This is a genomic window from Aquimarina sp. 433, from assembly GCF_054054605.1.
In genome coordinates, this window is record NZ_JBSWZK010000010.1 from 1 (window position 1) to 23,588 (window position 23,588).

The following is a 23,588-nucleotide window of genomic DNA, read 5'->3' on the forward strand; positions in this document are numbered from 1 at the left end:
TCATCGATAACAGGAACATCAACAGTAACACTAGTCGATCCCGCTGGAATCGTAACCGTAGTAATAACCTCTGTATAATCACCTGGCTCACTAGCACTACCATCTGTAGTAACTATATCTATAACTGTGTCTGTCGCGTTTGGTATATTTAAGCTTACCGTAACCGTAGCATCACCTACATCCTCCGCAACTGTAATATCGTCGATGCTAACAACGATTGGAATCTCTGTACAAAAATCAAAACCACCAATAGCAGAACCATGTTGCGCTCCTGTATTACAAGTAGAACAGTTTTGCCATACAATTGTAATACTTGCTATTCCATCTAAATCTTCAAAATTAACACCTATTTGATCATTATCATTAGCAACAGAACTTCCAGTTGCATCTATTTGTCCATTAGCTCCATTGGATGTATATGAAGGTGTTCCTGAATCTGTAAATGTTGGAAAAATTGTATTTCCAGCACCATCAGTAGCAGTTACTGTAAACAAATCCCCACTACCAGAACCATTTGAATTTATATGGTATAAATCAAATCCTACAGAATATATATCTGTGCTAAATGTTATCGTTTGCGTAATTCCAGTAGTTCCGAAACCTGTGGTAAAAAACTCCAATACTTCATCGGCTAGATTTCCAGAACCATTAGAATCTACGGAAGGACTTTGAGTAGACCCAGTTGTAGGCCAAGTCCCTAGGGTTCCAGTTTCTCCAGAAAAAGTATGTGTTATATTTATTCCTGAACCATCAACATCATTAAAAGTATTCGTTAAAGCTCCATCTGGTGTCCAATCAAACTCATCAATTCCATTAGGAGCAAATCCATCCCATATTAAATTATATACCGTGTCCGTACAAGCTGGATTTTGGTGCAATGTAACTGGTGCTGGAGCTGTACAAATATTAACTCCTCCCGCAGTAACATTAGTATTCGTTCCCAAGGTATAATCAACACCTGTTTCTGTAACAAGCCCATTCGCATCCACATTTGCAGGGTCTACTGTACCAAACTGACCACCATCACCACCATCTGCATTCGCATCATTATAAGCCTCATTTGCATCGCTACAACCATCATCATCTGAATCTAAATCTAAATGGTTAGGAATATCATCTCCATCAGCATCTTCGTATGTGCAATATGTAAAATTAGAAAATAGGAAAGTAATAAGTCCATTATTTGTTATATCCCCATCTTGTCTAAATTTATTTGTAGTAATCGAAAAAGATGTAACTAATCCTTCTATGGTTATATCAGAATAATTTAATGATGTATCACCAGAACCATTTGTGAAAGAAGTTATGGTTGGAGATAAAGTATTATTACTCGTTATGATATGAGACGCACCTCCAGAAGCGATAGTATAATCACTATTTGGAAAAGTGGTGGCTCCCATTAGAGACCCTAATGAAATACTCTGCACATTTGGTCCAGCTGCTGTAACTGTTACATTATCTCCTTGATCAATACCAGACCATCTAAACTTAACACCATTTACTGCTTCGCTAAACGTAAACGTATATACCAAACTTTCTGATGCTCCATCATCTATTTCTTCTCCCTGAATTCTCAAAGTTGTAGTATCCTCAACCTCTAGTATATTTAAAGAACCTCCATTTACCTGATTAATTGTAGTTGTAACATCTACATCTACTCCATCAAAATCATAAATATCACTAATAGAACCTACTCCATTTTGATTACCTGTTGGAGCCGTACCTACATTAATATCAGATGCAGCACAATTAAGCCCTTCATCTGTATCTAGAATTCCATCATTATCATCATCATTATCACAGCTATTTCCTACGTTATCAGAATCTGTATCCGTTTGATCTCCATTTGAAACTACCGGACAATTATCCGAAGGATCTCCAATACCATCCCCATCTGTATCTATTACAAAACCATCAGGAGTTGATGCCGTATTTGTACCCGCGACAACTGTGATACTTGTAGGGTCATCTCCTTCCGTTTGAACCGCATTTGTTGGTAAATCTGTATCAGAATCTAAAACATCAATTGTAGCATTTCCTGGCGGCAACGTAGCCGTGTAAGTACCATCAGGATTTGTTTGTATCGTTTGCGTATTTCCATTTACATCTGTAATTACTATGGTAACACTTCCTATACCTGATTCTCCACCACCTTGTACACCATTACCATCCGCATCATTATATACCAATCCGCTAATTGTACCTGGATTAGAACAAGTAATAGCACTACTATTGATACCGGTAACAAACTCTCCGTTAGCACCTTCTGTCGCTCCATTTGCTGGAAATTCTGTTAAGGCACCACTATTCGTAATACCATTTGAACCACCATTGATATTAATCGTTGGCGTACCTGCAGAAATAGCTACAAAACCAGCTCCACCACCACCTCCAGGACCTTCACTCTCGTTATTGGTAATCAATTGATTTCCACCATTACCACCATTAGCACTTAAAGTCAAAGAATTAGCGATCGAAGCGGCACGTAAAACAATACTACCTCCACCTCCACCTCCACCAGGTGCATCATTATGATTTGGTACTGTAGGTAAGGCATCAGCTCCGTTTGTAATAATATTACCAGATCCTGTGATAGTATCTGCACCTAACAAAATAATACCACCTCCATTGGCAGCATCCTGACTAGCACTATTATTTCTATCTCCAGCTCCTCCTCCTCCTCCGAGGAATATTCTGTTTTGTTCGTTTGCGATTAGTGGTCTTCCTCCTAATCCTCCAACAGCGTCTCTATGATCACCTCCCCAAGCACTGTTACCTGGAGCTACTGTTAAAGCATTTTGATTACTAGATCCAAAAGAATAACCTCCTCTTCCTCCTCCTGAAGAAGTGGTAAGAGCATTTCCATTTGCTATATAGTCTGGGTCTAAAGTCCAAGCAGCAGCTCCTGTACATCCCGCACACATAACTCCTGCTCCATTAAACCAAATATTCCCATTATTTCCATTAGAACCTCCTCCTCCAGCGGAGTTATGAGAGTTTCCTCCTCCTCCACCATTAGCAGGAGCTCCCCTTCCATATCTTCCTCCCAATGCATCATAATCCGTCTGATAACCAACAATACTTTCACCTTTTTCAGCACCATTACCCGCAACTGAAAAAACAAAATCACTAACAACAGTAGCTCCGTTTGTTGAAGTAGTATTATCGACCTGACCACCTCTAAACCCAAGACCAGAGGCATCTATATCTCCATTAATGTTTATAGTAGTTGCTGTAATTACAACTACTCCTCCACGTCTACTACCCGCAAAATCTTCCCAAGGTAAAGCAGTAACGGATGCACCAGCATCAATGGTTAGTACATTATATTGTGGAACTTTAATAACCTGTGTTCTCCCTGCTACAAAATATGAATTCGCTATAGCACAAGTTAATGTGATCGTATTGATCGCTGTGGAAGAAACGTAAGCAAACTCATAAAGACCCGAACTCCCATAGTCGGTTATATCACCATAACTAACTGTATTAGTGGTATTAATAGTTGCTCCTTGTGCCTGATAAATTAAAACGAGATCACCACTAACTAATCCTCCTAGATCTGCTGCTACATCATTTACGTCGATAGTGGTATCACCTGCAGAAATATCCGAGGTGACTGGACTATAGGTATTTAAAATTGTATTGGCAGTAGTTACTGTAAGATCACCATCTTTACCTTCTTGACTAAAGATATTGTTATAGGTGAATAAAAACATTAAGGCCATAAGGAATACAACTCCTTTTTGGCCCAACAAGACTTGGGTAATTTTTTTCATATGACGATGGTTTACAAAAACTTGAAAAAACAACTGGGTATCGCTTTTACAAGTATCTTATAATACTTTTTATTTCATAAATTTTAACCAAAATTACGGTTTTGCCGTAATTAAGACCTTTTACAAATATGGCGATACATTTATAATTTTAGCATCTATTTTCCCTTGTTTTTTTTATTTTTTCGATGAAATACACAATTTTTAGCCGTAAAACACATGAAAAAAACAATAATTCTATTTTCATATCTTGAAAGTCACTTTTTTATTCTTTGTTCATATATATAGTATATTTGCAAACTTTAGCAATAGAACGACAATGAAATTCTCAGAAGAAATCAACAGAAGAAGAACCTTTGGTATCATTTCTCACCCAGACGCGGGAAAAACCACATTAACTGAAAAATTACTTTTATTTGGTGGAGCCATCCAAGAAGCTGGTGCGGTAAAATCTAATAAAATTAAAAAAGGAGCCACTAGTGATTTTATGGAAATTGAGCGTCAAAGAGGAATTTCTGTGGCAACTTCTGTTTTAGCTTTTGAATATCAAGGCGTAAAAATCAATATTTTAGATACACCAGGTCATAAAGATTTTGCTGAAGATACATTTAGAACTCTAACAGCTGTAGATAGTGTTATTGTGGTAATCGATGTAGCAAAAGGGGTAGAGGAACAAACTGAAAAGCTTGTTTCCGTTTGCCGAATGAGAAATATCCCTATGATCGTATTTATCAACAAATTAGATCGTGAAGGGAAAGACGCTTTTGAACTTCTAGATGAAGTGGAGCAAAAATTAGGGTTAAAGGTTACTCCTCTAAGCTTCCCTATCGGTATGGGATATGATTTTAAAGGAATATACAATATCTGGGAAAAAAACATAAACTTATTTAGTGGAGATAGCAGAAAAAACATTGAAGAAACTACTGAGATATCTGATCTAAATTCGGCAGAATTAAACACGTTGATTGGAGAAGATGCTGCGGAAACCTTGAGAGAAGAAATCGAATTAGTGGATGGTATCTACCCTAATTTTGAACAAGATTTGTATCAAAAAGGAGAGTTGCAACCAGTCTTTTTTGGATCTGCATTGAACAACTTTGGTGTTCGTGAATTATTAGATTGTTTTATATCCATTGCTCCAACTCCGAGACCTAAGGAGAGTGATATTAGAATAGTACAGCCTGACGAAAAAGACTTTACTGGTTTTGTATTCAAGATTCATGCAAATATGGATCCAAAACATCGAGATCGTTTAGCTTTTATAAAAATTGTATCTGGAACTTTCGAAAGAAATGTCCCTTATTTACATACCAGACATAATAAAAAATTAAAATTTTCTAGTCCTAATGCATTCTTCGCAGAAAAAAAGGAAATCGTAGATGTATCTTATCCAGGAGATATTGTGGGGCTACATGATACGGGTAATTTTAAAATTGGAGATACATTAACCACTGGTGAAAAACTGAACTATAAAGGTATTCCTAGTTTTTCTCCTGAGCATTTTAGATACATCAACAACGCTGACCCTATGAAATCCAAACAGTTAGCAAAAGGTATTGATCAATTAATGGATGAAGGCGTAGCTCAATTATTCACATTAGAATTAAATGGCAGAAAAGTTATTGGAACTGTTGGAGCTTTACAATACGAAGTAATTCAATATAGATTAGAACATGAATATGGTGCTAAATGTACTTACGAAAATCTAAATGTTCATAAAGCATGTTGGGTAGATGCCGAAGATGAAAATAATGACGAATTCAAAGATTTCAAAAGAGTTAAAGGCAAGTTTTTAGCAAAGGACAAACAAGGTCAACTCGTATTTCTTGCTGATTCTTCATTTAGTTTACAAATGACGCAACAAAAGTATCCTTCTATTACATTTCATTTTACTTCTGAGTTTTAAATCGATTTTAAGTAGTTTTCCAGAGTTTTCTCTAAGCAACCTTAAGATTACCATTCTTAAAAAATTAAAACTCATTAAAGAGAGTTTATAGAATTCGATTTACTATGAGTGATAATTAAAATCTATGATTTTAAAAAAATCAATAACAAAATCAAATATTAATCTTTCGAATTATCGAAAGCACGTTTTCCGATTAGAATTTCAAAAAACAATTTAAAATCTGACAATAAGCTCCACAACGGATACTTAAATGTTGCTGGTTTATTTTTTTCGAAAAACACATGACCTACCCAAGCAAAACCATATCCTACCACTGGAACTAAAAACCATTTCCAACCCCAACCGTAATAAATAGCTACACCAATTATTATAAAAACTAAAAAAGTACCAATAAAATGGAGCGTTCTACTTGTTCTATTTTGATGTTCACTAAGATAGAATTTATAAAATTCAGAATAAGTTTTAATTCGATCGGACATATCTCACTAATTAGCCATAAAGAGTGTTTAAGATACTAAAAAAATATATCCATATCAAGGTTGTGTTTATAATAAATAACCCACTAATTATAAAACTAGTGGGTTATTTATTATAAACACATATTTTTTTATGCTTGTCCTGTAGGTCCAAAATTCAGAGGAATTGGCGGTTGCTCGTAGTCCTTTATTTCTCCATGTGCTGCTTCAAATCGAGCTACATTATCACCTAATGCTTTTAATAAACGTTTTGCATGTTGTGGAGTTAATATAATTCTGCTCTTCACTTTGCTCTTAGGTCTACCAGGCATAATATTTACAAAATCAACAACAAATTCTGACACCGAATGGTTTATAATTGCCAAGTTGCTATATATTCCATCAGCTACTGCATCATCTAACTCTATATTTAATTGATTTTGTTTTTGGTTTTTTTGATCTGCCATTTTATATTTCTTTATAAAATAATGGATATAAAAAAGAAAGCCTGCCAATTGGCAGGCTTTCCATATTTTAATTATAATTTACTTCTTGTCGTTGCTCCATTCGATCTTCGAATTCTTCTTTGGAACCTACGATAATACTTTCGTAGTCTCTCATACCTGTTCCGGCAGGTATTCTATGTCCTACGATTACGTTCTCTTTTAATCCTTCTAGATCATCAACTTTACCACTTACGGCAGCTTCGTTAAGAACCTTTGTCGTTTCCTGGAAGGATGCTGCAGAAATAAATGATTTAGTCTGAAGTGACGCTCTTGTAATACCTTGAAGTATTGGAGTTGCAGTTGCAGGAGTAACATCTCTAGCTTCTACTAAGTTCTTATCTTCTCTACGTAAGATAGAATTTTCATCTCTCAAATCTCTCGGTGAAACAATCTGTCCAGCCTTCAAGTTTTCACTATCTCCAGCGTCTTCAACTACTTTCATTCCAAATATAGCATCATTCTCCTGAATAAAGTCAGATTTATGAACTAATTGGTTTTCTAAGAAAATAGTATCTCCTGGATCTTGGATTCTTACTTTACGCATCATCTGACGTACTACCACCTCAAAGTGCTTATCATTAATCTTCACACCCTGTAGTCGATATACTTCCTGTACTTCATTCACCAAATATTGCTGTACTGCAGAAGGTCCTTTAATTTTCAAAATGTCTTCTGGAGTCACAGAACCATCAGATAATGGCATTCCTGCACGTACAAAATCGTTCTCTTGAACAAGAATTTGATTCGATAACTTAACAAGATATTTCTTAATCTCTCCAATTCTTGATTCTACAATAATTTCCCGGTTACCACGCTTGATTTTACCAAATGAAACTACACCATCAATCTCACTAACAACAGCTGGGTTAGAAGGGTTACGTGCTTCGAATAATTCTGTTACACGTGGAAGACCTCCTGTAATATCCCCTGCTTTTGCAGACTTACGTGGTATTTTTACTAAGATCTTACCAACCTTAATTTTATCGTTATCATCTACCATAAGGTGTGCACCTACTGGAAGGTTATAAGAACGAAGTACTTCATCACCACTTCCCATTATAAGAAGGGTAGGAATCTTTTTCTTATCACGAGATTCTGAGATTACCTTTTCTTGGAATCCGGTTTGCTCATCTATTTCTACTTGATAAGTAACACCTTGTTCTACATTTTCATATTTCACCTTACCGGCAAACTCTGAAATAATTACACCATTATATGGATCCCATTGACAGATACTTTGATCTTTTTCAACCATATCACCGCTATTAATAAACAACTGTGATCCATATGGTATCAAATTCGTACTAAGTACTATCTTAGTTTTAGGGTCTACAATCTTAACTTCAGAAGTACGAGAAATTACTACATCAATCTCATTACCTTCGGAATCTTCACCTTTTACAGTCTTTAGTTCCTCTATCTCTGCTTTACCAGCAAATTTGGTCTTTAATTGATTTTCTTCAGAAATGTTACTTGCAATACCTCCCACGTGGAATGTACGTAGTGTAAGCTGAGTACCAGGTTCTCCAATCGATTGTGCAGCAACAACACCTACCGCTTCACCTCTTTGAACCGTTTTTCCTGTAGCTAAGTTACGTCCATAACATTTTACACAGATTCCTTTCTTTGCTTCACAAGTAAGAGCTGAACGAACTTCTACAGATTCTACTGGAGAATCTTCGATGATTTTTGCCGTAGCATCATCAATTTCTACTCCTGCTTCTACAAGTACTTCTTGAGTCAATGGATTAATTACGTCCACTAATGAAGTTCTACCTGTAATTCTAGCAGCTAAACCTTCTATAATTTCTTCGTTCTTCTTTAAAGCTGTAACCTCTACTCCTCTTAACGTTCCACAATCTTCGATATTAACAATAACATCTTGTGCAACATCCACTAAACGACGTGTTAAATATCCAGCATCTGCAGTTTTTAATGCCGTATCCGCTAATCCTTTACGAGCACCGTGTGTAGAGATAAAGTATTCAAGAATTGAAAGACCTTCCTTAAAGTTAGAAAGAATTGGGTTTTCAATAATTTCACCACCTGCAGAATTAGATTTTTTAGGTTTCGCCATTAATCCACGCATACCAGTAAGCTGTCTAATCTGCTCTTTAGATCCCCTTGCTCCAGAATCAAGCATCATATACACTGAGTTGAATCCTTGCTGATCTTCTCTAATACGTTTCATCGACAATTCTGTCAATTCCGCATTGGTAGAGGTCCAAATATCAATAACCTGATTATAACGCTCATTATTTGTAATAAGACCCATGTTATAATTAGCCACAATATTATCTACCTGACCATTAGCATCAGCGATCATTTTATGCTTTTCTTCAGGAATAATAATATCTCCTAAACTAAACGATAAACCTCCTCTAAATGCAAACTCATATCCTAACGTCTTAATCTCATCTAAGAATATTGCAGTTTCAGGAACACTAGTTACCTTTAAAATACCTCCGATAATATCTCTCAATGATTTTTTAGTTAAAACCTCATTAATATATCCAGCTTTTTCTGGTACTTTTTCGTTAAATAAAACTCTACCTGTAGTAGTTTCTATAATTTTAGTTACCAGCTCACCGTTCTCATCGATATCTTTAGTTCTAACTTTAATGTTAGCATTGATATCAAGTCTCTTCTCGTTATAAGCTATAATTACTTCTTCTGGAGAATAGAATGTTAGGTCTTCTCCTTTGATTACTAACTCTGGAGTCGATCTACGTGATTTTGTCATATAATATAACCCAAGTACCATATCCTGAGAAGGTACGGTAACTGGAGAACCATTTGCAGGGTTCAAAATATTATGAGAAGCAAGCATTAATAACTGAGCTTCTAATATAGCTTCAGGTCCTAAAGGTAAGTGTACCGCCATCTGGTCACCATCAAAATCTGCATTAAATGCCGTACATACCAATGGGTGTAACTGAATCGCTTTACCTTCAATAAGTTTTGGCTGGAAAGCCTGAATACCTAATCTGTGAAGCGTTGGAGCACGGTTTAGTAATACTGGATGTCCTTTAAGAACATTTTCCAAGATATCCCAAACAACAGGCTCTTTTCTATCTATAATTTTCTTTGCTGACTTAACTGTCTTTACAATACCACGCTCGATTAATTTTCTAATCACAAATGGTTTGTATAGTTCTGCCGCCATATTCTTAGGTAAACCACACTCAAATAATTTTAACTCTGGCCCTACCACAATTACAGAACGTGCTGAATAATCCACACGCTTACCTAATAAGTTTTGACGGAAACGACCTTGCTTACCTTTTAAAGAATCTGATAAAGATTTCAATGGTCTGTTAGAATCTGTTTTTACAGCAGATGCTTTACGTGTATTATCAAATAAAGAATCTACAGACTCCTGTAACATACGCTTCTCATTACGTAAGATTACTTCTGGAGCTTTAATTTCCATAAGACGCTTTAAACGATTATTACGTATGATTACACGACGATATAAATCATTTAAATCAGAAGTAGCAAAACGACCTCCATCCAATGGTACTAATGGACGTAATTCTGGCGGAATTACAGGAACCACTTTTAGAATCATCCACTCAGGACGATTTTCTCTATTTTTATTTGCATCACGTAACGACTCTACAACTTGTAGACGCTTTAAAGCTTCTGTCTTACGCTGCTTAGAAGTTTCGTTATTCGCTTTATGTCTTAACTCATAAGATAATTCATCAAGATCGATTCTCTTTAAGATTTCGATAAGGCATTCAGCCCCCATCTTAGCGATAAATTTATTTGGATCCGTATCATCTAAATATAGATTCTCCTGCGGAAGACTATCTAATATATTTAAATATTCCTCTTCTGTAAGGAAATCCATTTTCTGAACTGGTTCACCTTCTTCATTCTTAGCAATACCAGGTTGAATTACTACATATCTTTCGTAGTAGATTATCATATCAAGCTTCTTAGAAGGAAGCCCTAATAAATATCCTATTTTGTTAGGTAAAGAACGGAAATACCAAATGTGTGCTACAGGAACCACTAAGTTGATGTGCCCTACACGATCTCTACGAACTTTCTTTTCCGTTACCTCTACACCACATCGATCACATACGATTCCTTTATAACGGATTCTCTTATATTTACCACAAGCACATTCAAAGTCCTTAACAGGACCAAAAATACGCTCACAGAACAAACCATCACGCTCAGGTTTGTGAGTACGATAATTAATAGTTTCAGGTTTTAAAACCTCTCCTTGAGATGCAGCTAAAACTGACTCTGGAGATGCCAAACCAATAGAGATTTTATTAAATCTCTTTACTGTATTCTTATCATTATTTCTTGCCATAATATATGGTTACTTAAGAATTATTGTAATTTAAATTTGAATAATAACTCGTTAGAAAAACCTCTCCCCAGATATAAAATCCAGGGAAAAAAGTTTTACTTATTATTATTCTTCTAATCTGATATCCAGACCAAGACCTTTCAATTCATGCATTAATACATTGAATGATTCTGGTAATCCAGGTTCTGGCATTGGCTCACCTTTTACGATACTTTCGTATGTTTTAGCTCTTCCAATAACATCATCAGATTTAACAGTCAATATCTCACGAAGGGTTGCAGAAGCTCCATATGCTTCCAGAGCCCATACCTCCATCTCTCCAAAACGCTGACCTCCAAACTGTGCCTTACCACCAAGTGGTTGCTGAGTAATCAACGAGTATGGTCCGATAGAACGTGCGTGCATTTTATCATCAACCATATGCCCTAACTTAAGCATATAGATCACACCTACAGTTGCCGGCTGATCAAAACGATCTCCCGTACCACCGTCATACAGATATGTATGCCCAAATCTTGGTATACCTGCTTCATCCGTAAACTCATTAATCTGATCTAGTGAAGCACCATCAAAAATTGGAGTAGCATACTTTCTACCTAATTTTTGACCTGCCCAACCTAATACGGTTTCGTAGATCTGACCAATATTCATACGAGAAGGTACCCCTAGTGGATTTAATACGATATCTACAGGTGTTCCATCTTCTAAGAATGGCATATCTTCTTCTCTTACGATTCTTGCTACGATACCTTTGTTACCGTGACGACCTGCCATCTTATCTCCTACCTTAAGCTTACGTTTTTTAGCGATATAAACTTTAGCTAGTTTTATAATTCCAGAAGGTAATTCATCCCCAACAGAGATCGTAAACTTCTCTCTACGTAGGTTACCTTGTAAATCATTTTCTTTGATCTTAAAATTATGGATCAAATCTGCAACCATTTTATTTAGATGGTCATCAGTTGTCCATGTTCCTTTAGTAAGATGTGCATAATCATCAACACTGTTAAGCATTTTCTGAGTAAACTTCTTACCCTTAGGAAGTACTTCTTCTCCTAAATCATTGATAACTCCTTGTGAAGTTTTACCTCCAACAATTACAAATAGTTTATCAACTAACTCAGATTTAAGAAGAGCAAACTTAGCATCATAAGATCTTTCTAATATTGAAATATCTTCTTTATCCTGTGAACGCTTACGCTTATCTTTTATAGCTCTAGCGAATAACTTTTTATCTATTACAACTCCATGTAATGATGGTGAAGCTTTTAATGAGGCATCTTTTACATCTCCTGCTTTATCTCCAAAAATAGCTCTAAGAAGTTTCTCTTCAGGTGTTGGATCACTTTCTCCTTTTGGTGTAATCTTACCTATAAGAATATCTCCTGGCTTGATTTCTGCACCAACTCGGATCATTCCATTTTCATCAAGATCTTTAGTCGCTTCTTCAGAAACATTTGGAATATCATTAGTCAACTCCTCATTACCTAATTTGGTATCTCGAACTTCTAATGAGTACTCATCTATATGGATAGAAGTAAAGATATCATCTCTAACTACCTTTTCAGAAATTACAATCGCATCCTCAAAGTTATATCCTTTCCAAGGCATGAAGGCTACTTTCATATTTCTTCCTAATGCAAGCTCTCCATTTTCTGTAGCGTAACCTTGACATAAAACCTGACCTTTAGTAACTCTATCTCCAGCTCTAACAATTGGCTTTAGATTGATAGAAGTCCCTTGGTTAGTTTTACGGAATTTAATTAAGTTATATGTTTTAGAATCACTATCAAAACTTACCATTCTCTCTTCCTCCGTACGGTCGTACTTAATGATAATTTTTTGTGCATCCACATACTCTACAACTCCTTCTCCTTCTGCATTAATTAATACTCTCGAATCGGAAGCAACTTGTCTTTCTAATCCAGTACCTACAATTGGCGCGTCAACTCTTAATAATGGAACTGCTTGACGCATCATGTTTGATCCCATCAAAGCACGGTTTGCATCATCATGTTCTAAGAAAGGAATCAACGAAGCAGAAATAGAAGCAATCTGATTAGGTGCAACATCGGCATAATTTACGTTACCTGGCTCGATAACAGGGAAGTCACCTTCCATACGAGCAATCACCTTATCACTTTCTATAGTACCGTCTTCTTTTAATGGAAGATTGGCTTGCATGATTAATTTTTCTTCTTCTTCTTCGGCACTTAAGTATTTAAATTCACTTAAATCAACTTTTCCATCTTCTACTTTTCTATATGGAGTCTCTAGGAATCCCATAGAATTTACTTTTGCAAATACCGCAAGTGAAGAAATTAATCCAATATTTGGTCCTTCTGGAGTTTCGATAGGACATAAACGACCATAATGCGTATAATGAACATCTCGAACCTCGAAACCAGCTCTCTCTCTAGACAGACCTCCAGGTCCAAGAGCAGAAAGTCTACGCTTATGAGTAATCTCTGCTAATGGATTTGTTTGATCCATAAACTGAGACAACTGATTCGTTCCGAAGAATGAATTAATTACAGAAGATAATGTCTTTGCATTAATTAAGTCAATTGGTGTAAAAACTTCATTATCTCTAACATTCATACGCTCACGGATCGTACGAGCCATACGCGCTAAACCAACACCAAATTGCTGTGATAATTGTTCTCCTACTGTTCTAACACGACGATTAGAAAGGTGATCGATATCATCTATCTCAGCTTTAGAATTAATTAACTCGATTAAGTATTTGATAATAGTAATAATATCCTCTTTGGTAAGTACTTGCTTATCCATTTCGATATTAAGACCTAACTTTTTATTCATTCTATAACGTCCAACCTCACCAAGGTTATATCGTTGATCAGAAAAGAATAATTTGTCAATTATACCTCTTGCAGTCTCCTCATCAGGCGGTTCTGCATTACGTAATTGACGATATATGTGTTCTACTGCTTCTTTTTCAGAGTTAGTAGGATCTTTTTGTAGTGTATTATGAATAATAGCATAATCACCTTTTTGATTGTCTTCTTTATGAAGTAAAATAGTTTTAGCTCCAGAATCTACAATCTCATCTAGGTGATCTTTATCTAAAATAGTATCACGATCTAAAACGATCTCGTTTCTTTCTATAGAAACAACTTCTCCAGTATCTTCATCTACGAAATCTTCATGCCAAGTATTTAAAACACGTGCAGCTAATTTACGACCTAATACTTTTTTCAATCCAGATTTGGATACTTTAACTTCTTCAGCAAGGTCAAAAATTTCTAAAATATCTTTATCTCTTTCAAAACCTATCGCACGGAAAAGCGTCGTAACTGGTAATTTTTTCTTTCTATCAATATATGCGTACATCACGCTATTGATATCTGTAGCAAATTCTATCCAAGAACCTTTAAAAGGAATTACTCTTGCAGAATATAACTTAGTTCCATTTGCATGGAATGATTGTCCAAAGAACACACCAGGAGATCGGTGTAATTGCGATACAACAACACGTTCTGCACCATTGATACAAAATGTACCACTAGGTGTCATATAAGGAATAGTACCTAAATAAACATCCTGAACTATAGTTTCAAAATCCTCATGTTCAGGATCCGTACAGAAAAGTTTTAAACGTGCTTTTAAAGGAACACTATACGTAAGTCCTCTTTCAATACATTCTTGTAAATCATATCTTGGTGGATCTACAAAGTAGTCTAAAAATTCTAGTACAAATTGATTACGTGTATCCGTAATCGGGAAGTTTTCCATGAAGGTATTATAAAGACCTTCATTTCCTCTTTCTTCGGACTTTGTTTCTAATTGAAAAAAGTCTTGAAAAGATTTGATCTGAATATCAAGAAAATCCGGATATTCTGGTCTATTCTTTACGGAAGAAAAATTCAATCTTTCAGTTTGCGTTGCTAACATCAATGGACGGAATTAAATTAAAATTTAAAAAATGGCGTAAGTAACCTAATAGTTATATACGCAAAATGGTTTAGACCTTAGAGAAAATTCTCCAGGTCTAAACCTCTATGTCAATATTTGGTAAGCTTACTTAAGCTCAACCTCAGCTCCAGCCTCTTCTAATTGAGCTTTAAGAGCTTCTGCTTCGTCTTTTGCTACTCCTTCTTTAATTGCACTTGGAGCACCATCAACTAATCCTTTAGCGTCTTTAAGACCAAGACCAGTTAATTCTTTTACTAACTTAACAACAGCTAACTTAGCACCTCCTGGAGCTTTAAGGATTACGTCAAACTCTGACTTCTCCTCTGCATCATCACCACCACCAGCAGCACCACCACCAGCAACAGCTACAGCAGCAGCAGCAGGCTCGATACCATACTCCTCTTTTAATATATCAGCTAATTCATTAACTTCTTTTACTGTTAAATTAACTAGTTGTTCTGCGAATTCTTTTAAATCTGCCATTTTCTATCGTTTTAAATAATTTTTTTTAATTGAAATATAATTTGTTAAAAAGTGCGTACACGCTTAGATTATCCTTCTTTTTCGGATAATGTTTTAAGGATACCTGCTATCGTACCTCCACCAGACTTTAATGCCGAAATAACATTCTTAGCTGGAGACTGTAGCAAGCCAATAATATCTCCGATAACTTCCTCTTTAGACTTGATATTAACAAGCGCTTCAAGATTTTCATCACCTACAAAAATTGCTTCTTCTACAAAAGCTCCTTTTAATAAAGGCTTTTCTGATTTCTTACGAAACTCTTTAATTACCTTTGCCGGTGCGTTACCAGTTTCAGAGAACATTATAGAGGTGTTACCTTTTAATACATTTGGTAACTCTCCAAAATCCTTATCTGAATTCTCCATTGCTTTTGCAAGGAGTGTGTTTTTAATTACTTTTAATGATACGTTCGCTTTAAAACAAGCTCTACGTAAGTTCGACGTTGTACCTGCATCTAATCCTGAAATATCTGCTAAATAAATATTAGAATTTTCAGCTAACTGAGCAGTTAAGTCTTCAATTACTTGTGATTTTTCTTCTCTTGTCATAATCGTGTTTCTTAATTACCCAGCAAAGTTTTTAGAATCAATCTCTACACCAGGGCTCATAGTAGATGATATATAAATTGACTTTATATATGTCCCCTTAGCAGCTACAGGCTTTAACTTTACTAATGTTGTCAATAACTCTTTTGCGTTTCCAGCGATCTTATCAGCAGAGAAAGAAGACTTTCCTATTGCAGCATGTACAATTCCTGTCTTATCTACTTTAAAATCAATCTTACCAGCTTTTACATCAGATACAGCTTTAGCAATATCCATAGTTACAGTTCCGGTCTTTGGATTAGGCATTAAACCACGAGGCCCTAAAACTCTACCTAATGGACCTAACTTACCCATTACGCTAGGCATTGTGATGATAACATCTACATCAGTCCATCCCCCTTTGATTTTATCAAGGTATTCGTCTAAACCAACAAAATCTGCTCCAGCTTCTTTCGCTTCAGCTTCCTTATCTGGAGTTACTAACGCAAGAACTTTAACATCTTTTCCTGTTCCGTGAGGTAAAGTTACCACACCACGCACCATTTGATTTGCTTTACGCGGATCTACGTTCAATCGTACTGCTAAATCTACAGAAGCATCAAAATTTACGTTTGTTATTTCTTTTACCAAAGCAGAAGCCTCATCTAATGAATAAGCTTTATTCTTATCTACTTTAGCTCTAACTTCTTTTTGCTTTTTAGTTACTTTTGCCATTTTCTACACGTTTTGGATTAAAAAGGAGCATCTCCTTTTACGTTAACACCCATTGAACGAGCGGTACCAGCAATCATTTTCATAGCTGACTCAACAGTAAATGCATTTAAATCTTGCATTTTATCTTCTGCGATCGTACGAACTTGATCCCAAGTAACACTAGCTACTTTTTTACGGTTTGGCTCTCCTGAACCTTTCTTTGTTTTTGCTGCTTCCAGTATTTGAACTGCTGCTGGAGGAGTTTTAATTACAAAGTCAAAAGATTTGTCTTTGTAAACACTTATAACTACTGGTAATACTTTACCAGCTTTATCTTGTGTCCTACCATTGAATTGCTTACAGAATTCCATGATATTAACTCCGGCAGCACCTAAAGCAGGTCCAACTGGTGGGGATGGGTTAGCCGCTCCTCCACGTACCTGAAGTTTTACAACCTTACTTATCTCTTTAGCCATTTTTCTAATTTTAAATTAGAATCGTTCTATAAAGTGGAAGCAATAAGAACAATTCAGATATATAATGTAACAATTACTATACTTTTTCTACTTGCATATAACTTAACTCTAATGGTGTCTTTCTACCGAAAATCTTCACCATTACCTCAAGCTTACGCTTCTCTTCATTCACCTTTTCCACAGATCCGTTGAACCCGTTAAAAGGACCATCTATTACCTTTACAGTTTCTCCAACCGTATAAGGAATAGCAACATTATCAGTTTTAACAGCGAGCTCATCAACCTTACCTAACATTCTGTTAATCTCTGCCTTTCTTAAAGGAACAGGATCACCTCCCTTAACTTCACCAAGAAAACCAATAACACCATTTATAGACTTAATAATATGCGGAATCTCTCCCGATAAATTAGCTTCTATCATTACATAACCCGGAAAGTAAACCCTTTCCTTGTTTATTTTCTTTCCATTACGAATCTGAACAACTTTTTCAGTAGGTACCAAAATCTGAGAAACATAATCCTCCATACCTAAATGAGCAATCTCTCTTTCTATATAGTCTTTTACCTTATTTTCCTGACCACTTACAGCACGAACAACGTACCACTTTTTTGTATTACTTACCTCAGCCATTGTTATTAAGATTTAACTAACGTAAAATAATACTCTATAAGATTGCCAAACAATGTATCTACTCCCCAGATAGCTAAAGAAAAAATAACTGAAAAAACTATAGTAACTAAAGTTAACCTCTGTGCCTCAGCCCATGGTGTCCATGTTACATGGTTTTTCAACTCATTATACGATTCCGTTATGTAATTTATTAATCCAGCCATCTTATTGTTCTTTAAAATGACAACAAAATTGTCATTATTAAATTCATTATAGAAACCTTATGCTAAAAACACAAGATCTTAATATTGTTATTGCACGGGTTGAGAGGCTCGAACTCCCGACACCTGGTTTTGGAGACCAGTGCTCTACCAACTGAGCTAAACCCGTATACATAAGTCAAGGTATTCGTCGTAACGAATACCTTTCCTTATATCTATATATTATTTAGTCTAAAATTTCGGTTACCTGACCAGCACCTACTGTTCTACCCCCTTCACGGATAGCAAAACGAAGACCTACATTCATTGCAATTGGCTGAATAAGCTCAACAGTAATTGTTAAGTTATCTCCAGGCATTACCATCTCAACTCCATCAGGAAGCGCAATGTTTCCAGTTACGTCAGTTGTACGTACGTAGAACTGAGGACGGTAGTTATTATGGAATGGAGTGTGACGTCCACCTTCTTCTTTCTTAAGGATATACACCTCAGCTTTGAAATTTTTATGTGGAGTTACAGATCCTGGCTTAGTAATTACCATACCACGAGAGATCTGAGTCTTTTCAATACCTCTTAATAAGATACCTGCGTTATCACCAGCTTCTCCTCTATCTAATATCTGACGGAACATCTCGATACCTGTAATAGTAGAAGTTAACTTCTCAGCTCCCATACCGATGATCTCTACAGGATCTCCAGTGTTAGCAATACCAGTTTCGATACGTCCTGTTGCTACAGTACCACGACCAGTAATAGAAAATACATCTTCGATTGGCATTAAGAAATCTTTGTCGATCTCACGTAATGGCTCCTCGATCCAAGCATCTACTTCTTTCATTAACTCAAGCACAGTGTCAACCCACTTTTGCTCACCGTTAAGAGCACCAAGAGCAGAACCAGCAACTACAGGTCCATTATCTCCATCATACTCATAGAACGAAAGAAGATCTCTTACTTCCATTTCTACTAATTCTAATAATTCCTCATCGTCTACCATATCCACTTTGTTAAGGAATACAACGATTCTTGGAATACCTACCTGACGTCCTAATAGGATATGCTCACGAGTTTGTGGCATTGGTCCATCAGTAGCAGCAACCACTAAGATCGCACCATCCATCTGAGCAGCACCAGTTACCATGTTCTTTACGTAATCGGCGTGACCTGGACAGTCAACGTGTGCGTAGTGACGATTAGCTGTTTGGTATTCTACGTGAGATGTATTAATAGTAATACCTCTTTCTTTTTCTTCTGGAGCGTTATCGATAGTATCAAAATCTCTAGCCTCAGAAAGACCAGCATCTGCTAATACTTTAGTAATCGCAGCAGTTAAAGTTGTTTTACCGTGATCAACGTGTCCAATAGTACCAATATTTAAGTGCGGTTTGGAACGATCAAAAGTTTCCTTTGCCATAATTAATTTATTTAATCTTAGTTATATATTAGTGTTCAATTAATGCTTCTGAACTAAGAGCCAATGACGAGATTTGAACTCGTGACCTCTTCCTTACCAAGGAAACGCTCTACCCCTGAGCTACACCGGCTTTTTAAAGTACAGAATGATAAACCAGACTTCTTTATTTAATGTCGAAAGAAAACCGATTCATCATTATTTCTATATTAAAAATCCAATGCTAAAAATGCATCAAGATTAGCTCTATGCTTTTGAGCGGGAGACCGGGTTCGAACCGGCGACATTCAGCTTGGAAGGCTGACGCTCTACCAACTGAGCTACTCCCGCTTTTACAACCTTAATAATTTAAGATTGAAGGTGTGGGGAGAGCAGGATTCGAACCTGCGAAGGTAAAAACCAACAGATTTACAGTCTGTCCTCGTTGGCCGCTTGAGTATCTCCCCAATAATTCACTAATTTAATACTGAACTTTTCAATTTTGAATGCGCAAAAGTAAACAAATATTTTACAATTCAAAATTAAATTTTAAAAGCGTTAATTTCTTTCAAAATTACCACTCTAAAAGAGCCGATAGAGGGACTCGAACCCACGACCTGCTGATTACAAATCAGCTGCTCTAGCCAGCTGAGCTATATCGGCTTTTCACTATGTTTTTGAACATAAAAAAGTCCGCTATTTCTAACGGACTGCAAATGTATAGAATTTATTTATTACACAAAACATTTTTTGAAAAAAAATCATCAAACATGTGCATTTAATTTTTCTTTACGTTTTCGAAGTTGCCTTTCTAAGGAACTAACACACTCATCCACACCTTCTTCGAAGGTTTTATTTATTTTTTTAATAATAAACTCGTCTCCCGGAACACTCAATAAAATTTCAGTAATCTTATTTTCTTTTCCGCTTGTATTCATAACTTTCAAAAAAACATCTGCATAAATTATACGGCTAAAATGATTTTCTAACTTATCTAATTTCGCTTGAGTAAAATTTACCAATTTCTGATCTACATTAAAATTTACGGACTGCAAGTTTACTTTCATAGGTATTATTTTAATTGGTTGAACAAAATATTAAAAGCCTAAAAGAAGGAAGCTAGATATCTTCACTTTACTTTTTATTCCTAGGATGAGAGTTCTTGTGTATTTTTGCAAGCTGCGCTATACTCTGATTTGTATATACCTGAGTAGCTGCCAAGCTAGAATGACCAAGTAATTCTTTTACGGCATTTAAATCTGCACCTTCGCCTAGGAGATGTGTCGCAAATGAATGTCTAAGTATATGCGGACTCCTTTTTATCTTCGAAGATACCTTACTAAAATAACTATTTATGATTCGATAAACAAGTGTTTCGTATATTTTAACTCCTTTTTGAGTAATTAACAAAGCTTTATCTTCAGGATCAGAAAGCACTTCTTCTCTTAACAATAAATACTTATCTACCGTATGAAGAATCGAGGGGATTAGAGGTATATACCGTTCTTTATTTCTTTTACCTACCACTTTTATTTGCTTCGACATAAAATCTACATCTCCCACTTTAAGATCTACCAACTCAATCCTACGAATCCCAGTACCATAAAAAAGCTCAACAATTAGCCGATCCCTAACACTTATAAAATCATCATTCCCTTCTAACTCACTTAAGACTACATCCACCTCTTTATCAGAAAAAGGAATCTGTATTTTTTTAGAAACTTTCAGAGCCTGATGCTTCGCCAGAGGATTCTTTTCTATCTCTCCCAATTTCAACAAAAATCTATAATAAGCTTTTAAAGAAGAAACCTTTCTATTAATAGTTCTATTGGAGACCTGCTGATCAACCAAGCTAACAATCCATGAACGAATCTGAGAATAATTGGACTTTGATATATCTTGATCCCCAAATTCTCGTAAATAAAATTCTGAGAAAGACACTAAATCCTTATGGTAAGCTATAACAGTATGCTTGGAGTATTTTTTTTCTAAAAGCAGATAATCAACAAACTTTTCAATCAACATAAAAAAACCATTGAAAAACAAAAGTATAAAACTTTTATTTCCCAATGGTCTAAATTTATATAGTAAAAAACGAAGTTTAACTCATTATTCCTAAAAAGCCAATAAATACAACGCTTTACATTTTAATTAAATTTCCTCTTGATCTCTTAAGTGCTGAATATATTGCGCTTTTTGGATCTGAGCTCTGCGCTCCACAGAAGGTTTTGTAAATGCCTGACGCTTTCTAAGCTGACGCATTGTTCCTGTTCTGTCGAATTTACGCTTAAAACGCTTCAACGCTCTATCTATATTCTCTCCGTCTTTAACTGGTATAATTAACATAGTGCACCTCCTTTCTTTAAAAATTAGGCTGCAAAGATACTACAATAGTATTATCTACAAAGCTTTTTTTAATAATTTTAATTAGTCGCGTAATTATGACCCTTTTTTATTTTACAGACCACACCGTATATCCTTTTGGTGGGGCTTGTATTTTTACCCATCTTCCACCTTGTGTTACTGGTTCCCAGTTAGAATTACCCGTATAGTCCTTTATCCTTCTACTCGACCAATTTGTTTGAATCCATCTTTCTTTCCAGGAATTAGAATTGTTTATATAAACAACCAGACCATTTTTACCATAACCTCCATTTCTTCTTGCGATGTACTCATCATTATCTGTCCATAAATTAGTAGTACTTCCTCCGGCAAGGTTATTATGAATCCAAATAAGATTGTTCATCTTACTCTTACTTAACCAATCTTCATAATCTCTATAAAATATTGCTGGATATCCTTCGTGTGTTAAGATATAAGCATATGCTAATAATTTATTATTAATAATTTCGTCCGTATCATGATTTGCCACAAAGGTAACCGCTCTACTAGCATTTCTTTTCCATAGCATATCACCACTAAGAGCATTTAGGTTATTACCCATAAAAGCATCTCTCATTTTATAGTAACAACCAAAGTCAAAAGCTGACATTTGTGCTTGATCTGTCCACCATTTTAAGGTGTTTACATTTCCATCCCAGTATTCTCCAACTCCAAACACACCTGTAGATCTACGAAACTCTTTAGCAACCCAAGGAGCAAAACCTTTCACATAATCAAATCTATAACCATCAAACCCCATCGTATTCTTATAATACTTTGCTACAGAATTATTCTTTTTCCACAACCAATCTTGCACATATGATTTATTATGACTTAAATCAGGAAAACCTCCGAAAATTCCACTATCCGAATTATATGCTTCATTTGGATGAAAATCATACTTTGTTCTATTGAACTTATTAGACATGGGATTAAACAAGGTATATGTATCTTTCCCTGCAAATTCATTCGATTCTAAATCACCTCCACTATTATGGTTAATTACAATATCAGCAATTACATTTAACCCATTATTATGTGCTCTAGATATGAGAGACTCTAGTTCGGATCTGGAACCAAATCTAGTTTCTGTGCTTCCCATTTGGTTATATTCTCCAAAGTCATAATAATCAAAAGGATCATACCCCATAGAAAAAGGACCGTTTTGAGCTTTGCTTACTGGCGGCAACCAAATTGCATCTATACCAGCATCACTCCAGGAACTAACTTTTCCTTTTACTACATTCCACCAAGTACCACCCGCAGGAACATCCCAGTAAAATGCTTGCATCATTACTCCAGAACCAATAGTTTTAAGACCTGCCCTGGTAGAAACTAATTCTTCAGGTTTTTCTGATTCGGGTTCTACATTGTCTAAAATCTCATCTTTACCACAAGAAGCTAAAAGAAATGTGATCGCTAGTAGAAAATAAACGAGCTTAAAAGTTTTCATAATTATTAGTGTTTTTTGTGTTAACTAGCTCACAATGTAGGGTTTTTACAATGAACGAAAACGTTTGAATAATCACTCAAACGTTTTCGTGTTGATAAAATTTTAACATTTTCACAAAATTACACCTACTCTATCGTCAAAATCACATTTTTATACATAAAAAATAGAAAAATCCACAAACGATATTGATTCATTAATCAATCGTTGTGGATTTTATAAAGTCTTTAAAGAATAATTAATAATTATCTCCTTATCGATTACTATTTTGGAAAATGAAAACCATTTTCGCCAAAATACAAATCTCAGTTAGGCCTCTACAGCTGGTTTGTACTCCTTCTTATCGATTACCATTTTGGAAAATGAAAACCATTTTCGCCAAAATACAAA

At 35.6% G+C, this 23,588-nt stretch carries 17 protein-coding genes and 5 tRNA genes; 1 reads left to right on the forward strand and 21 read right to left on the reverse strand.

Annotation, left to right across the window (positions count from 1 at the left end; translation table 11 throughout):
- Positions 1-3,776 (reverse strand): beta strand repeat-containing protein (locus tag ACWNT5_RS18645; RefSeq protein ID WP_456518232.1); only part of this gene is annotated, 3,776 nt, incomplete at its 3' end.
- Positions 3,777-4,092: 316 nt separating this feature from the next.
- Between ACWNT5_RS18645 and ACWNT5_RS18650 the strand changes: the two genes are divergently transcribed.
- Entirely contained in the window at positions 4,093-5,679 is a 1,587-nt protein-coding gene (locus ACWNT5_RS18650) for a peptide chain release factor 3 (RefSeq protein WP_299611101.1), read from the forward strand.
- 158 nt (positions 5,680-5,837) lie between these two features.
- On the opposite strand, the gene ACWNT5_RS18655 is transcribed toward ACWNT5_RS18650, so the two are convergent.
- From ACWNT5_RS18655 to ACWNT5_RS18750, 20 genes are all read right to left on the reverse strand, one after another.
- A complete protein-coding gene (locus tag ACWNT5_RS18655; RefSeq protein WP_456518233.1) occupies positions 5,838-6,158 on the reverse strand; it encodes an Mpo1-like protein in 321 nt (106 codons plus the stop codon).
- A gap of 128 nt (positions 6,159-6,286) precedes the next feature.
- Positions 6,287-6,601, reverse strand: a complete 315-nt coding sequence (locus tag ACWNT5_RS18660; protein WP_299611107.1) for a DUF3467 domain-containing protein — start codon at positions 6,599-6,601, stop codon at positions 6,287-6,289.
- A 67-nt stretch (positions 6,602-6,668) separates the two neighbouring features.
- Positions 6,669-10,970, reverse strand: a complete 4,302-nt coding sequence (rpoC, locus tag ACWNT5_RS18665; RefSeq protein ID WP_456518234.1) for a DNA-directed RNA polymerase subunit beta' — start codon at positions 10,968-10,970, stop codon at positions 6,669-6,671.
- 105 nt (positions 10,971-11,075) lie between these two features.
- A complete protein-coding gene (rpoB, locus tag ACWNT5_RS18670) occupies positions 11,076-14,885 on the reverse strand; it encodes a DNA-directed RNA polymerase subunit beta (protein ID WP_299611113.1) in 3,810 nt (1,269 codons plus the stop codon).
- 126 nt (positions 14,886-15,011) lie between these two features.
- A complete protein-coding gene (gene rplL, locus ACWNT5_RS18675) occupies positions 15,012-15,389 on the reverse strand; it encodes a 50S ribosomal protein L7/L12 (RefSeq protein WP_456518235.1) in 378 nt (125 codons plus the stop codon).
- Between the two features lie 68 nt (positions 15,390-15,457).
- Positions 15,458-15,979 carry a 50S ribosomal protein L10 gene (rplJ, locus tag ACWNT5_RS18680; protein WP_299611119.1) on the reverse strand — a complete coding sequence of 174 codons (522 nt, stop codon included), beginning with the start codon at positions 15,977-15,979 and terminating at the stop codon, positions 15,458-15,460.
- 15 nt (positions 15,980-15,994) lie between these two features.
- On the reverse strand, positions 15,995-16,690 hold the full coding sequence (gene rplA / locus ACWNT5_RS18685) for a 50S ribosomal protein L1 (RefSeq protein WP_299611122.1): 696 nt from the start codon (positions 16,688-16,690) through the stop codon (positions 15,995-15,997).
- A 17-nt stretch (positions 16,691-16,707) separates the two neighbouring features.
- The gene (rplK, locus tag ACWNT5_RS18690; RefSeq protein WP_299611125.1) at positions 16,708-17,145 is read right to left on the reverse strand and encodes a 50S ribosomal protein L11; all 438 of its coding nucleotides are present in this window, start codon (positions 17,143-17,145) and stop codon (positions 16,708-16,710) included.
- 76 nt (positions 17,146-17,221) lie between these two features.
- The gene (nusG, locus tag ACWNT5_RS18695; RefSeq protein WP_299611127.1) at positions 17,222-17,776 is read right to left on the reverse strand and encodes a transcription termination/antitermination protein NusG; all 555 of its coding nucleotides are present in this window, start codon (positions 17,774-17,776) and stop codon (positions 17,222-17,224) included.
- A gap of 5 nt (positions 17,777-17,781) precedes the next feature.
- Complete coding sequence (secE, locus tag ACWNT5_RS18700; RefSeq protein ID WP_299611130.1) at positions 17,782-17,979, reverse strand: preprotein translocase subunit SecE; 198 nt, start codon at positions 17,977-17,979, stop codon at positions 17,782-17,784.
- Positions 17,980-18,072: 93 nt separating this feature from the next.
- A tRNA-Trp gene (locus tag ACWNT5_RS18705) sits at positions 18,073-18,145 on the reverse strand.
- Positions 18,146-18,202: 57 nt separating this feature from the next.
- Entirely contained in the window at positions 18,203-19,390 is a 1,188-nt protein-coding gene (tuf, locus tag ACWNT5_RS18710; RefSeq protein WP_280931104.1) for an elongation factor Tu, read from the reverse strand.
- Positions 19,391-19,448: 58 nt separating this feature from the next.
- Positions 19,449-19,520: transfer RNA gene (locus ACWNT5_RS18715), tRNA-Thr, on the reverse strand.
- A gap of 124 nt (positions 19,521-19,644) precedes the next feature.
- Positions 19,645-19,717: transfer RNA gene (locus ACWNT5_RS18720), tRNA-Gly, on the reverse strand.
- A gap of 33 nt (positions 19,718-19,750) precedes the next feature.
- Positions 19,751-19,833, reverse strand: a tRNA-Tyr gene (locus ACWNT5_RS18725).
- Between the two features lie 122 nt (positions 19,834-19,955).
- A tRNA-Thr gene (locus ACWNT5_RS18730) sits at positions 19,956-20,029 on the reverse strand.
- Positions 20,030-20,130: 101 nt separating this feature from the next.
- Positions 20,131-20,433: a ribosome hibernation-promoting factor, HPF/YfiA family gene (hpf, locus tag ACWNT5_RS18735; RefSeq protein ID WP_299611135.1), complete on the reverse strand. Its 303-nt coding sequence runs from the start codon at positions 20,431-20,433 to the stop codon at positions 20,131-20,133.
- 67 nt (positions 20,434-20,500) lie between these two features.
- A complete protein-coding gene (locus ACWNT5_RS18740) occupies positions 20,501-21,391 on the reverse strand; it encodes a tyrosine-type recombinase/integrase (protein WP_456518236.1) in 891 nt (296 codons plus the stop codon).
- Positions 21,392-21,517: 126 nt separating this feature from the next.
- Positions 21,518-21,712 carry a 30S ribosomal protein S21 gene (gene rpsU, locus ACWNT5_RS18745; protein WP_034242830.1) on the reverse strand — a complete coding sequence of 65 codons (195 nt, stop codon included), beginning with the start codon at positions 21,710-21,712 and terminating at the stop codon, positions 21,518-21,520.
- 106 nt (positions 21,713-21,818) lie between these two features.
- Positions 21,819-23,201, reverse strand: a complete 1,383-nt coding sequence (locus tag ACWNT5_RS18750; protein ID WP_456518237.1) for an alpha-amylase — start codon at positions 23,199-23,201, stop codon at positions 21,819-21,821.
- Positions 23,202-23,588: the final 387 nt, after the last annotated feature.